This is a genomic window from Tsukamurella conjunctivitidis, assembly GCF_007858475.1.
Lineage (GTDB): Bacteria > Actinomycetota > Actinomycetes > Mycobacteriales > Mycobacteriaceae > Tsukamurella > Tsukamurella conjunctivitidis.
This window is the reverse complement of the sequence record NZ_VIGX01000004.1, coordinates 39,119-54,681: the sequence shown is the minus strand read 5'-3', so window position 1 is coordinate 54,681 and position 15,563 is coordinate 39,119. Positions and strand designations below refer to the sequence as shown.

The following is a 15,563-nucleotide window of genomic DNA, read 5'->3' as shown; positions in this document are numbered from 1 at the left end:
TGGCCGATCACGCGACGGTAGGCGGTGGGCCTCCACTTATGCACTCGGACAGCTATCAACCGGCAGCACACTGCCTGTCGATAGCCGCCCAGCTCCGGTAGAAGCACACCGACCGACTTCGACCGGAAGCACGTTGCCGGTCGAATCTCGTTCAACCGGAATCACGGTGCCGGTTGAACACGATCCCAGTGCGGACGGAGTCAAACCGCGTTCAACCGGAAGCGCAGTGCCGGTCGTAGACGATCCCAGACCCGGCGTCAGTGGCTATCAACCGGCAAATCCGCGTTATCAACCGGAAGCCCACTTCCTACCATCAGATCAGCTTCCATCAGATCCTTCGTCTTACGTAAGCAACGCGGGCACGCGAGGCGAGCGGCGGCGAAAAGATTCGCAAACCGAAGAACCGCACGGTCGGCATCTGCAGGCGGTCGATCCGGCGAACCACATCCCAGCGGGTCGCGGTTCGTCCCGGCCGGCGGATGTGGCCGCGGTGCCGAACGGTCGGCCCGACCTTCCGCCGCACCGCCGCTTCGACGATCCGAACGGCGGGGTCCGGCTGCAGCTGAATCCTGACCGCCTCACGCCCGAGCAGACGGCCGCGTGGTCGGCCCTCATCGGCGGCTTCGAGCCCGCCGAGCGCGCGCTCTCGTACCTGACGGACGCAGACCTGGACCACCTGCTCGACCAGTTCACCAGGTCGCGGCGCAAGCAGAACAACGACACGTTCGTCCGGTTCGTCGTCGGCGAGTTCGACGGCGCGTGGTGGTCGGCCGGCCGCCCCACCGGTGCGCCCTTCGTCGAGCTGGTCGACAAGCTCCTGCCCCCGAAACGACGCCCGACACCACCGACACCGAAGGAGCCGGCATGAGCTTCGACCACGAGGGCACCGTCCGGCTGCTGACGGCGGCGCTCGCCGGCACCCCGGCGCTACCCGGTGCCGCATGCCGCGACAGCGCCGAACTGTTCGACCCGCCCGCCGAGCACGAGCCGTCCACCGCCGCCGCGCGCCGGCACGAGGCAGCCGTGCGGCTCTGCAGGTGGGCGTGTCCCGTGCTCGCCGAGTGCGAGCGGTGGGCGGACACCCTGACCAAGTCGCAACGCCCCGGCGGCGTGATCGCCGGCCAGCGTCCCCGCCTCGGAGCCCCGGGGCGCCCCCGAAAGGCATCCGCATGACCGACCGCCCCGTCGACGTCCGACTCGGCCACCTGCTGACCGCGTTCACCCTCGCCGCGTTCCAGCCGGGCGCCGGAGAGGGCGACGTGCTCGCCGAGATCTTCAGCGAGCACCCCGATCTGACGTTCATCGAGGCGGTGCCCGCACTCGTCGAAGCGCTGCACGTGCTCGGCGCCGGCACACCGCTGGTCCACAACGCCGGCATCGACACCCTGCGCGAGCAGCTCGCGACGACCTACCCCGCCGCGGACCGCGGCCGACCCGAGGAGACCGACCGATGAAGATCCAGAACACCTGGCCCACGCACAAGGCCCGCGCCCGTGGCAGGAACGCCCGCCACCGCGCCATGATCCGCGCCCAGCGCCGGACCACGCCGACGACTCGACGGCGCCCCCGGACCGAAGGCAAGGGGCCGGACGGTGCGGCGCGCTGACGGGCTGCACCTCGACCCGGCAGACGTGCAATTCCTCGCCACCCTGCTGGAATCGATGCGGCAGCGGCTCGCCCGCAACGGAGTGACCGCTTCGGCGCAGGCCTCCACCTTCATCGAGCAGATCCGTTCCGCCGCAGACCGGTTCGGGGAACAGAAACGTTCCGCCGACGTAACGGAAGATGCGGCGGCCACCGCCGATGGGTCAGCGTTGCCCCATGACCTCCTCACCACTGCCGAAGCCGCGGCGATCCTCGGTATCGGCGCCGCTGGCGTTCGGCAGCTCGGTCGTCGAGGCACCCTCACGGGCTACCGAGTCGGCGGACGGTGGCTCTTCGCCGCTGCCGACGTCGTCCGACGAGCAGAACGCCGCGCCGCCTAAGCGGGTCCGCATCCCCGGCGTCGAGATCGCCCGCGTCGGGCGGTTCTTCCCCGGCGGCGGGGACGGCGATCGACGCGACGAGGCCGGCGGGGTCACGTTCACGCCCGAGGACTTCGCCGACGCCGTCGCAGCCTTCAACGCCGGCATCACGCCGAAGCCGGTACTCAAGGTCGGCCACCACGACCCGAGATTCGACGGCGAACCGTCGATCGGCTGGATCGAGAGCCTGCGCGTCAGCGAAGGCGGCCGGGTCCTCGTCGGCGACCTCGCCGGCGTACCGCGGTGGGTCGCCGACGCCGCGCCCTCGCACTTCCCGAACCGTTCCCTCGAGGCGGTGTTCGGCTACGAGGACGCCGACGGCACCGTCTGGCCGCTCGTCCTGACCGGCCTTGCGCTCCTCGGCGCCACCGAGCCCGCGATCGGCAACCTCAAGGAGCTCAGGGACTTCGTCGCCGCATCGTCCCGCGGCCACAGCGCCGTCACCACCGACCGTTCGCCGCTCCTCGCGGCCGCGCGTGCCCGCCGCGTCCGTCGAGCACGAAACAGCAACTAACACAAGGAGTATCACGCACATGGGTATCACCCAGTACAGCCCCCGCGCCTACGTGGTCGGCGCGGACGTCACCGTCACCGCCACCGCGCCGATCCTCGCCGGTCGCCTGGTCGCCGTCGGCTCCACCAGCGCCGAGGGCAACCTCACCGGCCAGCACGCCGCCGCCGCAGCGCCCGCCGTCCTCGGCGTCGCGTGGAACGACTGCCCGACCGGCTCGCAGGTCGCGATCGCCACCGCCGGCATCGTCCGCCTCACCGCGTCCGCCCCGGTCACTGCCGGCACCCTCGTCGCCGCCACCGCGGACGGCAAGGTCGCCCCGGCCGGCGCCAACCCGCCGATCGGCTACGCCGTCACCAGCGGCGCCGCCGACGGCTCCGTCCACGTCAAGCTCAAGTAAGGAGCACCCCCATGCCCAGCGCACCCATGCTGCTGCCGACCCTCAACGGCCGCAACGTCACCGTCGACGCGTTCCTCAAGAACCCGATGCGCATCACCGAGCAGGTCGCCAAGCTCGCCGACCACCAGCTCATCGCCCAGCACCTCTACCACACGCTCGGCCAGCCCGTCGAAGGCGGCGGCGTCCTCTGGGCCTCCATCCAGTCCAAGGACGAGCTGCTCGCCGCCGGCGACGTCGGCCCCCGCTCGCCGGGCTCCGAGTACAGCGAACTGCAGCCCGTGCTGCCCGAGCCGCGACTGAGCCAGGTCGAGGACTACGGCGCGACGATCACCCTCACCGAGGAGGACATCCGGCGCAACGACCTCGCCAAGCTCGACCTCGCGACGATCCAGCTCGCCAACAGCATCACGATGAAGCTCGACCGCCGCGCCTTCGCCGCCCTCGACGACGAGATGGACCCCGCGCTGAACCTCCTCGCGCCGGCCGGGTGGGACACGGTCACGCTCGACGGAGCCAGCCCGTCCCCGGCCCTGTCTCGGCCGTCCGCCGCGATCGGCGCCGCCCTGCGCGCCTTCGAGCTCGACGAGCTCGGCGTCGTCGGCGACACCCTCATCTGCCACCCCGACGAGGCGTTCAACCTGCGCGCGCTATACGGCGAGAACCTGCAGGCCATGCTCGACAGCCTCGGCCTCACGATGGTGTCGAACCCGCGCGCCACCGCCGGCACCGCCCTGGTCGTGCAGGCCGGCGAATGCGGCGTCGTCGCCTTCGAGCAGCCCCTCACCACCCGGGTCATCCCCAACGAGAAGAACCGCACCGTCACCGTGCAGACCTTCTGCGTGCCCGCGTACGTGCCCAACCACCCGCGCGCCGCCCGGCGCATCACCGGCTGCCAGTAAGGAGCACCGCCATGCCCAAGCCCCGCACCCGCGGCCGCACCAACGCGGCCGCCGACACCCCCAAGGACGAGGCCGTCGAGCTGGAACCTGTCGACCCGCCCGACATCGACCCCACCGTCTGGGCGACCCTGCTCGACGCCCTCGGCCTCGACGCCACCGTCACCGCCGACGACGTGCTCGCCGCCGTGCAGGGCCTCGTCGACAAGGAGGCGGCCGCCGACGGCGCACCGTCGGCGATCGCTGCAGCAGCAGGCCGCGCCGGCCTCGAGGTGATGGACACCGACACGGCGACCGCACTGCGAGCCGCGGCCGCCGAAGGCGCGCAGATCAAGGCCGCAGCAGCCGCCCAGCGTCGCGAACAGGTCGTCAACGACGCGATCAAGGCCGGGAAGATCACCCGCGCCCGCGCCGGCCACTGGCGCACCCTCATCGAGCACGATCCGGGCATGGAACAGGTCCTCGCCTCGATCCCGCGCGAGACCGCGTTCCCCGTCACCGAGCGCGGCCACAGCGTGGACGTCGACGGCGACGGCGACGGCTCCACCTGGTTCCGGTAGGCCTGGCCTGAGCCTCACGGGCCCGCGTCAACGCCACCGCACCTGCCACTGGTCGCACAACGGCAGGAACGCGGACCGATGGTAGAGCGAGAGACGGTCCTTTCCGACTCGCCAGGCAGCTCACCAGCGCAGCCCGTGACCACCGAAGCCCCCGACCGCTGAACCCCTCCCAGGCCAGCAGTCGGGGGCTTCACACCCCCCCGGGCGAGAGGACAAGCCCCGATGACACCGACCACACGCCCCATTCCCGGACTCCCGGGGTATGTAGCCACGCCCACCGGTGAGGTCATCTCGCTGCGGCGACGCACACCCCGCAGCCTCGCGTACACGGTCGGCCCGTGCGGCTACCGCACGATCGGGGTCGTCAACTCCGACGGCAACCGGGTGTGCGTCCGAGTCGGAGACCTCGTCGCCGCAACCTGGCTCGGCCCACGACCCGAAGGCCAAGACCTTCGACACCTCGACGGGAACCCGAGCAACGACACGCTCGACAACCTCGCGTGGGGAACGCCCGCGGAAGTCGCACAGGACTACGCCGACCGCGCCGCCCGCGAGGGGCCGGCGACGTGCGCGCTCGGTCACCCGCTCGCCGATACGTGGCTCGGATCGTGGGGAGAACGCGTGTGCCCGACGTGCAAGCGAGAAGCGAACCGGCGGTCGAAGACCCGGACGCAGCGGCCGGCGACGTGCCAGGACTGCGGCGCGCCGGTCGACTCCCGACGAGTCGTCCGCTGCCGACCCTGCGCGAACGCCGCCGCAGCCGCGAAGTCGCGGGCGAAACGGTCGGGGGCGCCGGCACCGGCGATGCCCGCGCGCCGTCCACACGCCACAGGGCCGCGGCCGCAGCCCACGCCGGCCGAAGCACGCCGGACCACAGCGGCCGCGGTCGCCGGCCTACGACCGACGCGGATCAGCGTGTGCCAGGAGTGCGGCATCGAGTTCGTGAACGCCCGGACAGGGCCGCTGGCGAAGCGCTGCCGGGCCTGCCACGAACAGGCCAGGAGGCAGCGGTCGAGTACGTGGGAGCAGGAGCACCCGACCCGGCGACGGCTGGGGCGCCGGATCCGAACCGACCACCCCCGCCGGGAATCTTCGAGGGGCCCCCAGCCCTGACTGCCCCCGGTAGCCAGGGATTTTTTTACAGCCGGGGCTCAGGGGAACCGAAAACACGCCCTGAACTGGCGATTCACGGACGAAAATCGCGGTTCGTAGCCGACCAACCACGGCGTTCGGCACCGCGGTTGTCGGCTCGCGCTCGCGGCCCGAATCCCAGCGCGTAGAGTGCGGCGCTATGTCCAATTCAGACGTGACCCGAGAAGACGTGGCCGACCTGATCAGCGAACTGCGGTCGACGATCACCCGTGCTGCCGCTGCAGGTCGTCCCGATATCGTTCAGCGCGCGAAAGATCAGATCGAGCGACAGATCGGGAGCCTCGCCGCTCTTGGCGCCGCCGACGCCCAGCTCGCCGATGCGAAGGAAGCCCTAGCCGCTGCTGAGCAGGCGTTGCGAGACCTGCTGTAGACGTGCGCGACCCCCGTGTCGCTCGCGGCCGAGTACTCCACCGGCCCTATCCTGAACGCACTGCCGCTGGCTGTGGGCCGGGCGCCGCTCTCCGACGAGGAGGCCCCATGCACACCGAACGTCCCACCGGCGCGATCTGCCCCGAGACCGGCCAACCGGTCTACGAGGTGCACCTCAGCCAGAAGAACGCCGCCGGCCGAACCGTCATCGAGGAGTGCCGAATCACCTGCCAGATGCCCGGGTGCTCGGTCCACCCTGACTGACGTGCCCCTCGGTGCCTCATCGGTGCCTCAATTCGGTACAACCGACACGGATTCACATGGACCGCACCGGACGATCCGCGCAGGTCGGAGCACCACGGCGAATTTCGACGGATGCGACGACACCCGTACTAGCTGACTTAAAATCCGCACAGTGTCGGTTCGAGTCCGACTGGGGGCACTGCATCACCGCAGGCAGGCCAGGTTTTCCCGGCTCACCTAGGTACTACCACCCCGGCCGCGCTACCCCCGTGCTACCCAACATGCGTGAGCCGGGGTGGTATCTCGCAAAAAGGATCGAGCTTGTCGGTGCCGCATGCGACGATCTGCGCATGGGATTCGACGCACACGTACTCAAAGTGATGATCTCGTCGCCAGGCGACACCACAGACGAGGTTCAGGCCGTCAAGGACGCACTGTACGGCTGGAACGGGTCGCGGTCCGAGAACGCCGAAACGGTTCTACTACCCCGCTTCTGGAAGACTGACGCGGTGCCAACGCTCAGTAGTTCCGGAGGTCAGAGCGTCATCAATTCGCAACTCCTCGACGATGCAGACATCGTCATTGTGTTGTTTGATTCTCGGCTCGGCCAAGCCACCGACACCGCAGTATCGGGGACCGCGGAAGAGATTGAGCGGGCGGACGGTGCGGGCAAGCCCGTTCATGTTTGGTTTTCGGACGAGCCGATCGACCGACACACGGACCTCAAAGAGTTGGGGCGCCTGAAGAAGTTCCGAGACGAGTTGGAGGACAAGGGGCTGCTCGGCGTCTACGCCGACCTGAACGACCTCGCCTACAAGGTGCGCGACGCAGTGGAATCCGACATCTCCAAAATGGGACTCGGAACACCGTCGGTCAAACGAAAAGGTGAACACGCGAAGCCTCGCGCCAAGATCCGGTCGTGGCGCGAACAGGACGGAATCGACAGACGATCCGGCGCTGCAAAATTTAAAACCAGAAATCGCCTCGTGCTAGAAAATCTATCCGACACCGTGACCGCTGAGGGACTTACAGTGGACCTCGGCGAGTTGGAATCGTGGGTCAGGCGCCCAACTACGGAGCCTTTCGACCTACCACCCGACTCTCCCCTTGAATGGGTTGCCCTACTTGTCGGCGACATCCCTCCTCAGTTGACGGTCACCTTCCGCTGGACAGAGGACGGCAACGAACATTCATTCGATCAGCCCCTCACAATCTAAGGGCCGAATAGTTGAATAACCGGGGCGAGGTCCGCTGCCTCTGCCAATTGGGCTATCGAAACCGGCGCGGGCAGGTTGTTGAGCGCGCCGCCGTCTTCTTCGGGGATCCAGTCGCCGTAGGTGTCCAGGGTCAAGGTGAACGTGCCGTGACCTAGCCACTTGGACACCTGCATGAAGTGCACCCCGGCCATCAGCTGCATGGTGGCGAAGGTGTGGCGCAGATCGTGCAGACGGACTCCTTGGTGCGCTGGTTCAGCGGGCCGGGTTTTCGTCGCGGGCTTAGCGGGCTGGCTCGCTGGCAGTCCTACCGCGAGCAGCGCGGGCTTAAGGATCGTGTCGTAGAAGGTGCCCATCGCCAATGGCTGAGACCAGTCCAACGGCACCGCGTACCGCTCCCCCGCCGCACGATGCCCTCCGCCGTTCTTCCGGCTCGGCCACAACGGCGCAGTCGGCTCGTCAGCGCGAGGATGAACGTTCCGTAGGTAGGCGTGCATCCGCTCTGCGAGCCAGCCTGGCAGCGGCACCGAGCGGCGAGACTTCCGGCTCTTGGGGGTGCTGGTGGTCCACGCGCCGCCCTTACGCTCCTTGGTCCGCTGCACCCGGACCGCGCACTGAACCGTCGGTGTGGAGTCGCTGCCAGGGCGGGTAGTGAACAGGAGATCCCCCACCTCTAGACCGGCGTTCTCGGCGCTGCGGAGACCGCTGTACGCGAGGAAGTCCACCATCAGCGCATACACCGGGTACGCCGGAAGCTCCGCCGACGGCTTACCGTCCAACTCTCCTCCGACGGCCGCGCTCAGCTTGGCGACCTGCGCCGCCGTCAGCGGGTGATGCTCGAACTTGTCGTGGTCGCCCGTGGCGCGATTGGTCGCAAAGTCCACCCGGTCGCATGGGTTCGCCGTCAGCGCGCCTTGCTGGAGTGCGTACCGCATCACTCGACGGAACGTGCCCCACGCGTGCTTCACGGTCGCGGGCTTGATCGGCTCTCCCCCATTCTGCCGCGACTGCTGCCCAACCAGACCCGCGAGGAAAAGCTCGCAGTCTCGCGGCGTGATGCTCGCGACCGCCCTGCCTCCGAAGTGATCCAGCGCGTAGCGCCGCAGCACCTTCTCGTAGTCGTCGAGGGTGCGCTGCTTCAGTCGGCCCTGCGCCACCTTCAGCGCCTGACTCTCGATCCACGCCTGGGCGTAGTGCCCGAACGGTAGATCGCCGGCGACCTTCTGATCCGCGAGCGCGGAGGTGCCGTTGGTGTGGCGGGCGGCGTTCAGCTCGTCACGACGAGCCTCGGCCAGCTCTCTCGTCGGGAACGTCTCCTGCCGGTTGGCCGTCTTCTTGCGACCGTTCGGCTTCGCGGGGTCCACCGGGATCGGCAGGCCGTAGTCGTCTCGCTCGGTCTCCTTCCAGATGACGACGTACGCCTTCACGGGCTTGCCGCGATGTCGCGTGGCGGTATCCCGCGTCTTGATCCAAGCCACGTCAGGCTGCCTTTCGTTCGATGCGGGCCAGGGCTCGCCTGACCGAGCTGTAGCTCCATTCGCTGCCGCCCTTGGCGGTGGGGATTCCCTCGTTGGTGAGCGTGCTGGCGATGGCCTTAGCGCCGAGGCCCTGCGCGGCGAGCACCTGGATGCGCCGCTGAGCCGAGACGCTGATCAGGCCGGGGTCGCCCTTGCTGCGCTTCTGGTCCAGGGCTTCGCGGGTACGGGTGCCGATCTTGCGGCGTTCCTCTGCGGCCACAGCCAGGCGCACATCCGCTACGAGACGCTGGCTCGGGTCGCCGCTGTCGGCGCCCTCGCAGTCCAGGAGTCGCCATCCGTAGTCGTTGGCTCGCTTCATGATCTTCGCGGCGTCCAGCTGGTCGCGGGTGACACGGTCCAGGGCGCGGACGAGTAGCCCTTGCGCCACTCCGCTTTCCACTGCGGCGACGGCGACCTCACGGCCGAACATCGCGTCGTTCTTCGCGCCGCTGACCACGTCCGTCGTGACCGTGAGTAGTTCGTGACCGCGAGCCGCACACCACTGTGCGAGTGAATCGCGCTGCGCTTCAAGACCGAGACCGCTGACCCCTTGATTCTGCGTACTGACCCTGACGTATCCGATGACTCTCATCCGTTGTCTCCCTTGCTGTGTGGTTCAGGGGGCGCGGCCCTGCCTGCACCCCATGCACCCCACGTTACCGCACTGTGAGGTGCATCACTATTGACGAATATCTGTGTGCTGTCGATTGATTCGCGTATCGCTCAACGTCGTTGTAAGCGCTGACGCCACGCGCCCCACACCCGCGGGCCAGGCCGCCCCGCCAAGCTGGCAGCGAGGCAGCCAGGCCACCGCGATAGCCCCTTGCCGCTACCCGGTGCGGCCCCGGCGCTTGCCGGTGGGCGCGGGCGGCGGCGTGGTGGCACGGAGCTGCGCGAGGGCCGTCTCCATGTCCATCAGTCCCGTGTCGCGCGGCTTCGGTGTCGCCGGCTCCTCGCTGGGCCGCGGACGTGGCTCGGGGTCCTCGACCTCGACGTCGATCACGTTGGACGCTGCGAGCTCTTCCGTGATCCACGCGGTGTCGGCGTCCTGGTCCTCGGCCACGCCACGCTCCCCGCGGGAGGCCGCACGGCTACCGCCCGTGAGCGTTGCCATGCCAGATAGCAACTGCTCGAACGGCTTCGGGTCCACGGAGACCTCCACGGCGGTCTTCGGGCTGAGGCCAGCGCGGTCGAGCGCGTCCTTGATCGCGGCCAGCTTCACGTTGTCCGGGGCGTCGTCGCTGACAGCGATCTTCAGGAGCTCCTTCGCCATGCGGTCGGCGGCCATCTCCAGGCGGACGCGGGCCTTCGCCTTCACCTGCGGCGAGCGGCCTCCGTGCGTGGCGCACACGGTTCCGCCGTTGATAGCGGCTCTGCGGCACGGGTCGCCGTTGGTGCGATGCGCGGTGCACTGCCGTTCTGGTCGTCGGCCGTCCTGCCATGCGGTGTCGAATACGTCTTCCAGGTCTGCCACCTTCGATGGCTCCAGGCCACCCGCGTCCTGATCGTCGACCGCCTCGCGTTCGACATCGTCGTAGTTGTTCTCGGTCATCATCTGTCCTTTCAACTGAATTCTGTTTCTGTGTGGGCTATTCCGAGCTGGTAGCGCCACATACCCCTATTGCGCGCGGGGAAATACCCACCTTTGCTTCTAGGGGGTTATGGGGGTATCTGGGGGCTTCTGGTGCCAGGTAGCCAGGTGCCCAGATGCCCCCAGAAGCCACCGGTTGCCACAGGTACAAACGCGGGGCATGTGGCTACCCCCGTGCCTTGAACGTGTTCGGCGGCAGTCCCCACGTCCATCGGTCGACCTTGCCGCTTTCGCCACGGATCGGCGTCTTGACGATCAGTAGCTTGCTCGCGGCGTTCGCCACCGTCTTCTCGCTGCATCCGGTCTCCGCGCTGACCATCCGGCGAACCTCCTTCGCGTCCATCGGCCCACCAGCGAGGAGTTCCTTCAACATTCGTGCGGCCTCGTCTCTTGACGGTGCCGCCTTACGTGCGTCCGGCTTGGCGCCGTCGGCACCGACCAGCTGATCGGCGTCCTCGTCGAGCACCCCGGCCCATGCCACGACCGGCGAGTCGGCGTCGTGAGGACTGGATGTCAGGCGATACCCAAGGGCCGAGGGTGTCCGCGACAAGTTCCCCTTGATTGACGCCAGCCCGTGAGTGGCATCCGTGTTCTGACGTTCGTCGCTGGGTGGGAGCTTCGCCGCCAACAGCGACGACCGCGCCAGAGCCGTAAACGCGATGGAGCCCCCGCCACGATGCTTAGCGCTCATGCCGGTGGCCTTGTTCAGGTGCCGCACCAGCACCACCGCTGTGCCGGTCTGCTCGGCTACATCGGCGATCTCCATCAGCGCCTTACGGTTTGCCGTGTCGCTTCCCGGCCTCACGGCATCCGACATGAACGCGGTGATCGGATCAACAATGACCAGCGCCGCATCGACCTCTTCGATCGCCTTCTTCAAGCGGTCAACATCGTCCGGGATCAGGAAGGGGACGGGCCGTCCGTTTTCGTCGCGCGGGCGTGCGAGCGTCGCCACCCGCTGCATGTCGGCACCGGCGGCGAGCAACCGCGGCACGACGGTGTCAGCCAGGTCGTCTTCCACGCCGACCAACACCACCGACGCCGGTTCGTTCAACCCCTTCTCGTTGCGGGTTTCACGCTCACCGACCATCGTCGTCGGCCACGGACCGCCGCGAGTGACCAGCGCCGCCCACGTGAGGGTCATCGTCGATTTGCCCACGTCCGGCTCGCCCTCGAACATCGTCAACTTGCCGCGCGGAATCCAGGGCCACCACAGCCAGTCCACCTTCTTCGGCGTCACATCGGCCAGCGACTCAGTGAAGCGCCGACCGGCATCCCCGGCCGAGCCGTCGGTGTTCGGCTTCAACACAGCCCGGGACCGGGTGCCGTCCTCGTTGGCGACCCACCCCGACCTCGGCCCCCAGATACCGTCTAGCTCGAACGCACCGCCGCTGTAGAAGTCCAACGCGACGTAGTCGGGATCGCCGGCGACGACGCGCAGCGCGCTGGTCAGAGACCGTTGGAACTCGCCGGAATCGTGCCCTGGGGAGTCACCCACCGCTTCGAATAGCGCTTCCACGGTGATCAGCGCGGTGCGCACGCCGGGTTCGCCCTTCGCGCCGAGCCGGACAAGGCCGAGCGTCGCGGAGTTCATGGTTGAGTGGCGGTCAGCGCCGTCCTCGATCGCGGCCTCCACCTCGCGGACCTTCGCGGCGACCGTCGCGCTCATCGCGCCGCTACGGAAGCCGTCGAGTACCGCGCAGCCCTCCGCAGGGGTGCCCTTCGCATGGACGGGAGACGCTACGGGCGCTTCCGGCAGGATGGCTCCGAGTTCCGCGACTTCGAGCCACCCGGCCTCTGCATTCACCGAGCACCGCGCAGGCACCGGCTCGTCAGGGACCTTCCAGTTGGTCGACCCAGGGCACCGGAGCACGCGGTCGATGTTGAACACCGAGTCCACGTGCCCGTCGGGGTTGATCTCTGCGGCGACCTGCCGCACCAGGGCTGCCCATCGCGCACTGATCGTCTTCCAGGCCACCGCTCCGTCGGTGATGGTCGGCGCATCTCGGACGCGCCATATCGGTTGCAGGCCATGCCCGCTCTCGATCACCACGGCAGGCGCACAGCCGAGCGCCGCGGCGAGCTTTTCGATCACCTGCTCGCACTCCGCCAGCGACGCCAACCCCTTGTCCTTCACGCCGGGGATTACGACGTCCAGGTCCACGTACAGGGCGAGCCCCCGCGAGACGTCCGCCTCGCCACCCTTGCGTGAGATGCCAGGCTCCAGGGTCAGCGGGTTGGGCGAGAACCACACGTTGACGTCGTCGGGCGGCGACCACCCTTGTCCCAGGAGCTCGACACGCATCGTCCGTCCTCGAAAGGGCGTCGTGTGGTCTGGCTCCTGGGTGCAGACGCTGACCACGGCGTCGTCCTCGTGCCCGAGCACGAGCAGCACTTCGTAGAGACCGACAGAGTTGTCGCCGCATCTGTATGACGGCAACGGAATACCGTCCAGATCGGAGTTGCTTGTATGCTTCAAGATGCAGCCTTCAGGTTGTGGTATCCGTTGCCCTACAACGGATATGGAGGGTCAGCTCAGCTGACCCGAGAGCTCTTGCTCGCCGTGTGGAAATCGGTCGGGACGGCCTCGAGGACAGCGTTCTCGGGGTCGTCCGTTCGTTTCGAGCAGACGCACAGCGCCTCCAGGCCGACGCCCAGCGTTGAGATGCACACCGTGCGCCCGCTACTGCCAGCCGCACCGTTGCATCCGACCCGGACGACGCCAGGCCGCAGCGCGGCATCAACCTTGACGGCCGCGTACACCGCCCATCCGGCCAGCCAGGCCAGGGTGGCGATCTCGACGGCGCTCATCACCAGAACCCCTGATCAGGCCAACCGACGGACGCGGGCCAGGTGTCGGATCGGCCGGCGATCCAGTCCGTGCGAACTGGCACGCCTTGGTCGGCCATAGCCTGCGCCTCGCTGTAGACCGACCAGTGGCATGACTGGCAGCTCGGCAACAGGTAGGTCGTCCCGCCCGAATCGACGATCATGAAGTCGTCCAGTCCGCGCGACCCGCACCGCGTCACCCGACAGAACGCGCACTCGCGGACCGTGACGTGCTTCGCGATGTACTGGCAGAGGCGGTAGGCGGTCCAGTATCCGGGGACGACCAGGAACTCATAGTTGCCCTCGTGACCGCCCGCGAGAATCACCGTCGGTACCGGGCTACCGCCGTGCTCTGCGACCGCGACCGCAGTGGGATAGGTCTCGGCGTCGCGGACTACCTTTTCGCGCTCGCCGCGGTCGGCGGCGTTACGAAGCGTGACCCTGCGCTTCTCCTCCTCGGTCGGTACGTATCCGCCGTGCATCGGCATCCGTTCCCGCCCGCAGTTCGTCTCGAGGTAGCCCCACGGCATCCCTTCGGAGTGAAGCTCGCCAGCACGGGCACGCTCGACCGCCCTCGCGACCGACCGGAGGTAGCGCGTAGCGCCCTGCGAGTACCGAACGTCACGGCTCTTGTCCCTCAGCGGGCTCTCGCTGTGCTCCATGACCGTCAGGTACTGGTCGCACGTGGAGTTCGAGGTCGCGCGCAATGACGGGTCGGTGTACTCACGGTCGGACAGCGCCGGGAACTGCTCAAACTCGGGCTTCCAGCCCGGATCGGGGATCGGCCCGCTCATGCGGCACCCCCGCGCTGAACGGCGGGGCGAGCCAGGCTCTTGACCCACAGGTACAGGTCGCGCTCGCTGAAGTAGTTGCAGCCGCTGATCTTGAACACCGGGAGCTCGCGCCCCTCGATCGCGGACCTCATGCGGGTCTTCGTCACCGGGACGTTGAACACGTCGTTGATGAACTCGACCGCGCCGTCGCGTCCGCGGATCGTCGGCATCTCGTTCAGGGTGATGGGGCCGACCGTCTCGGTCGGACGAGCAGGGGTGGCGGTCGCCTTACTCATGTCAGTAACCTCTCGAATTGGATATTGCGCAGCGTTTGTTTTGCCATTCGCGTCTTGAAACAAATGGACTGGCGTACTGCCGTTGCCCCATTGTTTGCGTTGCGCTGGCCCACTATAAGCACAGCTGCAGCCCGGCGCGCAACCACCAATTTGCGCAGAGATAGTCCAGCGCAACAGGTTTCATCCATGATTGCTTTGTCCGATTTATTTCGACCACACTAGGGGGTAATTGCCGCCCGCCAATAGCCCCGCTGCCCGATTTTCTTTCTGTGTGCGTGCAGGGGTGCGCGCCGGAGAAGTCAACCGACGTGTGCGCTAGGTGTAACGTCGAGCCTGTGGGTGCCGAAAAAATATTCTCCTGCCCGGTCTGCCGCGGCCCGATCGAGCCGCCAGGGGTCCGGACCCACGTCGTGGTGTACCGGTCGCGCAGGCGGCTCGACGTGATGTCGAGACGCTGGGAGCTGGTGTGTCGATCGTGTGCGACATTGGGCAGCCTCGAGGGCTCAGGTGAGATTGGGATCGAGTCGCCGAGCGGGCGCACCGTGGCGACGCCCGTGTCACCCGGAGCGCTCACGCTTCACGAGTGCGTGACATGTGCGCGGCAGTTTCTGGCCGGCGAAGACTCGTTCCTCAAGGTCGCGACCTGTTCATCGACGTGTCGTTGGTCCTACTACCGCAACCGAGACCGGCCCACGCCCTCCGCTGCGAGTTGTTGTCGCGGTTGCGGGTCGCCTATGGAAGGTCGATCAGACCGGCGATACTGCTCATCGGCGTGCCGACAACGGGACTACCGCTCACGAAAGAACGCACGCAAGTGACGCCCTCACCGAAGCGACTGTGCCGCCGTGGAGTACGGGCCCAAATTGTGGAGCTACGGTAGCTCCCTGGTTTCGAGAGGAAGCCCGTCAAGTAACGCTCCCGGCGATGTGTCAAGGCCGTGCGCGAGCTTGAGGATGGAGTCGATGCGGCTACTCCGCTGCCCGCGCTCGGCGCGGGCGTAGTAGCTCCAGTGCACCCCCGCCTTCGCGGCGGCGGCTTCCTGCGAGAGTCCGAGTTCCTCGCGTCGAGCGCGCAACCGTCGGCCGAACTCCACCACGGCGGGCGTGGGCGGCGTCGGTTCGGCAGCTGGACTCATAGCGGCATCCACTACAGCGGGTTGCGGCCAGACGGACCAGAGCCAATCGGTCC

General features: G+C 67.8%; 20 protein-coding genes. 12 read left to right on the top strand and 8 right to left on the bottom strand.

From position 1 onward, the window contains the following. The first annotated feature begins 490 nt into the window (after positions 1-490). The 12 genes from FK530_RS09300 (at position 491) to FK530_RS09255 (ending at position 7,372) form a co-directional block, all read left to right on the top strand. Positions 491-868, top strand: a complete 378-nt coding sequence (locus tag FK530_RS09300; protein WP_146486742.1) for a hypothetical protein — start codon at positions 491-493, stop codon at positions 866-868. After that, on the top strand, positions 865-1,173 hold the full coding sequence (locus FK530_RS09295) for a WhiB family transcriptional regulator (protein WP_146486741.1): 309 nt from the start codon (positions 865-867) through the stop codon (positions 1,171-1,173). The genes FK530_RS09300 and FK530_RS09295 overlap by 4 nt, the downstream gene beginning before the upstream one ends. Beyond that, on the top strand, positions 1,170-1,454 hold the full coding sequence (locus FK530_RS09290; protein WP_146486740.1) for a hypothetical protein: 285 nt from the start codon (positions 1,170-1,172) through the stop codon (positions 1,452-1,454). The genes FK530_RS09295 and FK530_RS09290 overlap by 4 nt, the downstream gene beginning before the upstream one ends. Further along, positions 1,451-1,606 carry a hypothetical protein gene (locus FK530_RS25825; protein ID WP_158645062.1) on the top strand — a complete coding sequence of 52 codons (156 nt, stop codon included), beginning with the start codon at positions 1,451-1,453 and terminating at the stop codon, positions 1,604-1,606. Before FK530_RS09290 ends, FK530_RS25825 begins: the two co-directional genes overlap by 4 nt. A 55-nt stretch (positions 1,607-1,661) precedes the next feature. Beyond that, on the top strand, positions 1,662-1,985 hold the full coding sequence (locus FK530_RS27005; protein WP_369123340.1) for a helix-turn-helix domain-containing protein: 324 nt from the start codon (positions 1,662-1,664) through the stop codon (positions 1,983-1,985). Positions 1,986-2,557: 572 nt separating this feature from the next. Next, a complete protein-coding gene (locus FK530_RS09280) occupies positions 2,558-2,935 on the top strand; it encodes a DUF2190 family protein (RefSeq protein WP_146486738.1) in 378 nt (125 codons plus the stop codon). A gap of 11 nt (positions 2,936-2,946) precedes the next feature. Beyond that, positions 2,947-3,834: a major capsid protein gene (locus tag FK530_RS09275; RefSeq protein WP_146486737.1), complete on the top strand. Its 888-nt coding sequence runs from the start codon at positions 2,947-2,949 to the stop codon at positions 3,832-3,834. A gap of 11 nt (positions 3,835-3,845) precedes the next feature. Next, entirely contained in the window at positions 3,846-4,391 is a 546-nt protein-coding gene (locus tag FK530_RS09270) for a phage protease (RefSeq protein ID WP_146486736.1), read from the top strand. A 222-nt stretch (positions 4,392-4,613) separates the two neighbouring features. Beyond that, positions 4,614-5,504, top strand: coding sequence for an HNH endonuclease (locus FK530_RS27000; protein WP_146486735.1), 891 nt, complete (start codon positions 4,614-4,616; stop codon positions 5,502-5,504). A gap of 178 nt (positions 5,505-5,682) precedes the next feature. Further along, complete coding sequence (locus FK530_RS09260) at positions 5,683-5,913, top strand: hypothetical protein (protein WP_146486734.1); 231 nt, start codon at positions 5,683-5,685, stop codon at positions 5,911-5,913. A 107-nt stretch (positions 5,914-6,020) separates the two neighbouring features. After that, positions 6,021-6,176 (top strand): hypothetical protein, encoded by a 156-nt coding sequence (locus FK530_RS25820; RefSeq protein ID WP_158645061.1) that lies wholly within the window; start codon positions 6,021-6,023, stop codon positions 6,174-6,176. Positions 6,177-6,505: 329 nt separating this feature from the next. Continuing rightward, on the top strand, positions 6,506-7,372 hold the full coding sequence (locus tag FK530_RS09255) for a DUF4062 domain-containing protein (protein ID WP_126194769.1): 867 nt from the start codon (positions 6,506-6,508) through the stop codon (positions 7,370-7,372). Here FK530_RS09255 and FK530_RS09250 read toward each other — a convergent pair. The 8 genes from FK530_RS09250 to FK530_RS09215 form a co-directional block, all read right to left on the bottom strand. Beyond that, positions 7,369-8,847 carry a tyrosine-type recombinase/integrase gene (locus FK530_RS09250; protein ID WP_126194770.1) on the bottom strand — a complete coding sequence of 493 codons (1,479 nt, stop codon included), beginning with the start codon at positions 8,845-8,847 and terminating at the stop codon, positions 7,369-7,371. The two genes, FK530_RS09255 and FK530_RS09250, sit on opposite strands and share 4 nt — an antisense overlap. 1 nt (position 8,848) lies before the next feature. Next, positions 8,849-9,478, bottom strand: coding sequence for a recombinase family protein (locus FK530_RS09245; RefSeq protein ID WP_126194771.1), 630 nt, complete (start codon positions 9,476-9,478; stop codon positions 8,849-8,851). Positions 9,479-9,715: 237 nt separating this feature from the next. Continuing rightward, positions 9,716-10,438: a hypothetical protein gene (locus tag FK530_RS09240; RefSeq protein WP_126194772.1), complete on the bottom strand. Its 723-nt coding sequence runs from the start codon at positions 10,436-10,438 to the stop codon at positions 9,716-9,718. A 205-nt stretch (positions 10,439-10,643) separates the two neighbouring features. Continuing rightward, positions 10,644-12,872 (bottom strand): AAA family ATPase, encoded by a 2,229-nt coding sequence (locus FK530_RS09235; RefSeq protein WP_227967132.1) that lies wholly within the window; start codon positions 12,870-12,872, stop codon positions 10,644-10,646. 140 nt (positions 12,873-13,012) lie between these two features. Further along, positions 13,013-13,288 (bottom strand): hypothetical protein, encoded by a 276-nt coding sequence (locus FK530_RS09230; protein ID WP_146486733.1) that lies wholly within the window; start codon positions 13,286-13,288, stop codon positions 13,013-13,015. Further along, complete coding sequence (locus tag FK530_RS09225; RefSeq protein ID WP_126194774.1) at positions 13,288-14,100, bottom strand: hypothetical protein; 813 nt, start codon at positions 14,098-14,100, stop codon at positions 13,288-13,290. The genes FK530_RS09230 and FK530_RS09225 overlap by 1 nt, the downstream gene beginning before the upstream one ends. Then, on the bottom strand, positions 14,097-14,375 hold the full coding sequence (locus tag FK530_RS09220; protein ID WP_126194775.1) for a hypothetical protein: 279 nt from the start codon (positions 14,373-14,375) through the stop codon (positions 14,097-14,099). The genes FK530_RS09225 and FK530_RS09220 overlap by 4 nt, the downstream gene beginning before the upstream one ends. 871 nt (positions 14,376-15,246) lie before the next feature. Further along, positions 15,247-15,510 carry a helix-turn-helix domain-containing protein gene (locus FK530_RS09215; RefSeq protein ID WP_126194776.1) on the bottom strand — a complete coding sequence of 88 codons (264 nt, stop codon included), beginning with the start codon at positions 15,508-15,510 and terminating at the stop codon, positions 15,247-15,249. Between the last annotated feature and the right edge of the window lie 53 nt (positions 15,511-15,563).

Excerpts from the sequence above, each read along its gene's own strand:
- FK530_RS27000 (WP_146486735.1), top strand. The coding sequence starts at position 4,614 with ATGACACCGACCACACGCCCCATTCCCGGACTCCCGGGGTATGTAGCC.
- FK530_RS09280 (WP_146486738.1), top strand. The coding sequence starts at position 2,558 with ATGGGTATCACCCAGTACAGCCCCCGCGCCTACGTGGTCGGCGCGGAC.
- FK530_RS09290 (WP_146486740.1), top strand. The coding sequence starts at position 1,170 with ATGACCGACCGCCCCGTCGACGTCCGACTCGGCCACCTGCTGACCGCG.
- FK530_RS09295 (WP_146486741.1), top strand. The coding sequence starts at position 865 with ATGAGCTTCGACCACGAGGGCACCGTCCGGCTGCTGACGGCGGCGCTC.
- FK530_RS27005 (WP_369123340.1), top strand. The coding sequence starts at position 1,662 with ATGCGGCAGCGGCTCGCCCGCAACGGAGTGACCGCTTCGGCGCAGGCC.
- FK530_RS09245 (WP_126194771.1), bottom strand. The coding sequence starts at position 9,478 with ATGAGAGTCATCGGATACGTCAGGGTCAGTACGCAGAATCAAGGGGTC.
- FK530_RS09260 (WP_146486734.1), top strand. The coding sequence starts at position 5,683 with ATGTCCAATTCAGACGTGACCCGAGAAGACGTGGCCGACCTGATCAGC.
- FK530_RS09270 (WP_146486736.1), top strand. The coding sequence starts at position 3,846 with ATGCCCAAGCCCCGCACCCGCGGCCGCACCAACGCGGCCGCCGACACC.
- FK530_RS09215 (WP_126194776.1), bottom strand. The coding sequence starts at position 15,510 with ATGAGTCCAGCTGCCGAACCGACGCCGCCCACGCCCGCCGTGGTGGAG.
- FK530_RS25820 (WP_158645061.1), top strand. The coding sequence starts at position 6,021 with ATGCACACCGAACGTCCCACCGGCGCGATCTGCCCCGAGACCGGCCAA.
- FK530_RS09240 (WP_126194772.1), bottom strand. The coding sequence starts at position 10,438 with ATGACCGAGAACAACTACGACGATGTCGAACGCGAGGCGGTCGACGAT.
- FK530_RS09275 (WP_146486737.1), top strand. The coding sequence starts at position 2,947 with ATGCCCAGCGCACCCATGCTGCTGCCGACCCTCAACGGCCGCAACGTC.
- FK530_RS09255 (WP_126194769.1), top strand. The coding sequence starts at position 6,506 with ATGGGATTCGACGCACACGTACTCAAAGTGATGATCTCGTCGCCAGGC.
- FK530_RS09225 (WP_126194774.1), bottom strand. The coding sequence starts at position 14,100 with ATGAGCGGGCCGATCCCCGATCCGGGCTGGAAGCCCGAGTTTGAGCAG.
- FK530_RS09230 (WP_146486733.1), bottom strand. The coding sequence starts at position 13,288 with ATGAGCGCCGTCGAGATCGCCACCCTGGCCTGGCTGGCCGGATGGGCG.
- FK530_RS25825 (WP_158645062.1), top strand. The coding sequence starts at position 1,451 with ATGAAGATCCAGAACACCTGGCCCACGCACAAGGCCCGCGCCCGTGGC.
- FK530_RS09220 (WP_126194775.1), bottom strand. The coding sequence starts at position 14,375 with ATGAGTAAGGCGACCGCCACCCCTGCTCGTCCGACCGAGACGGTCGGC.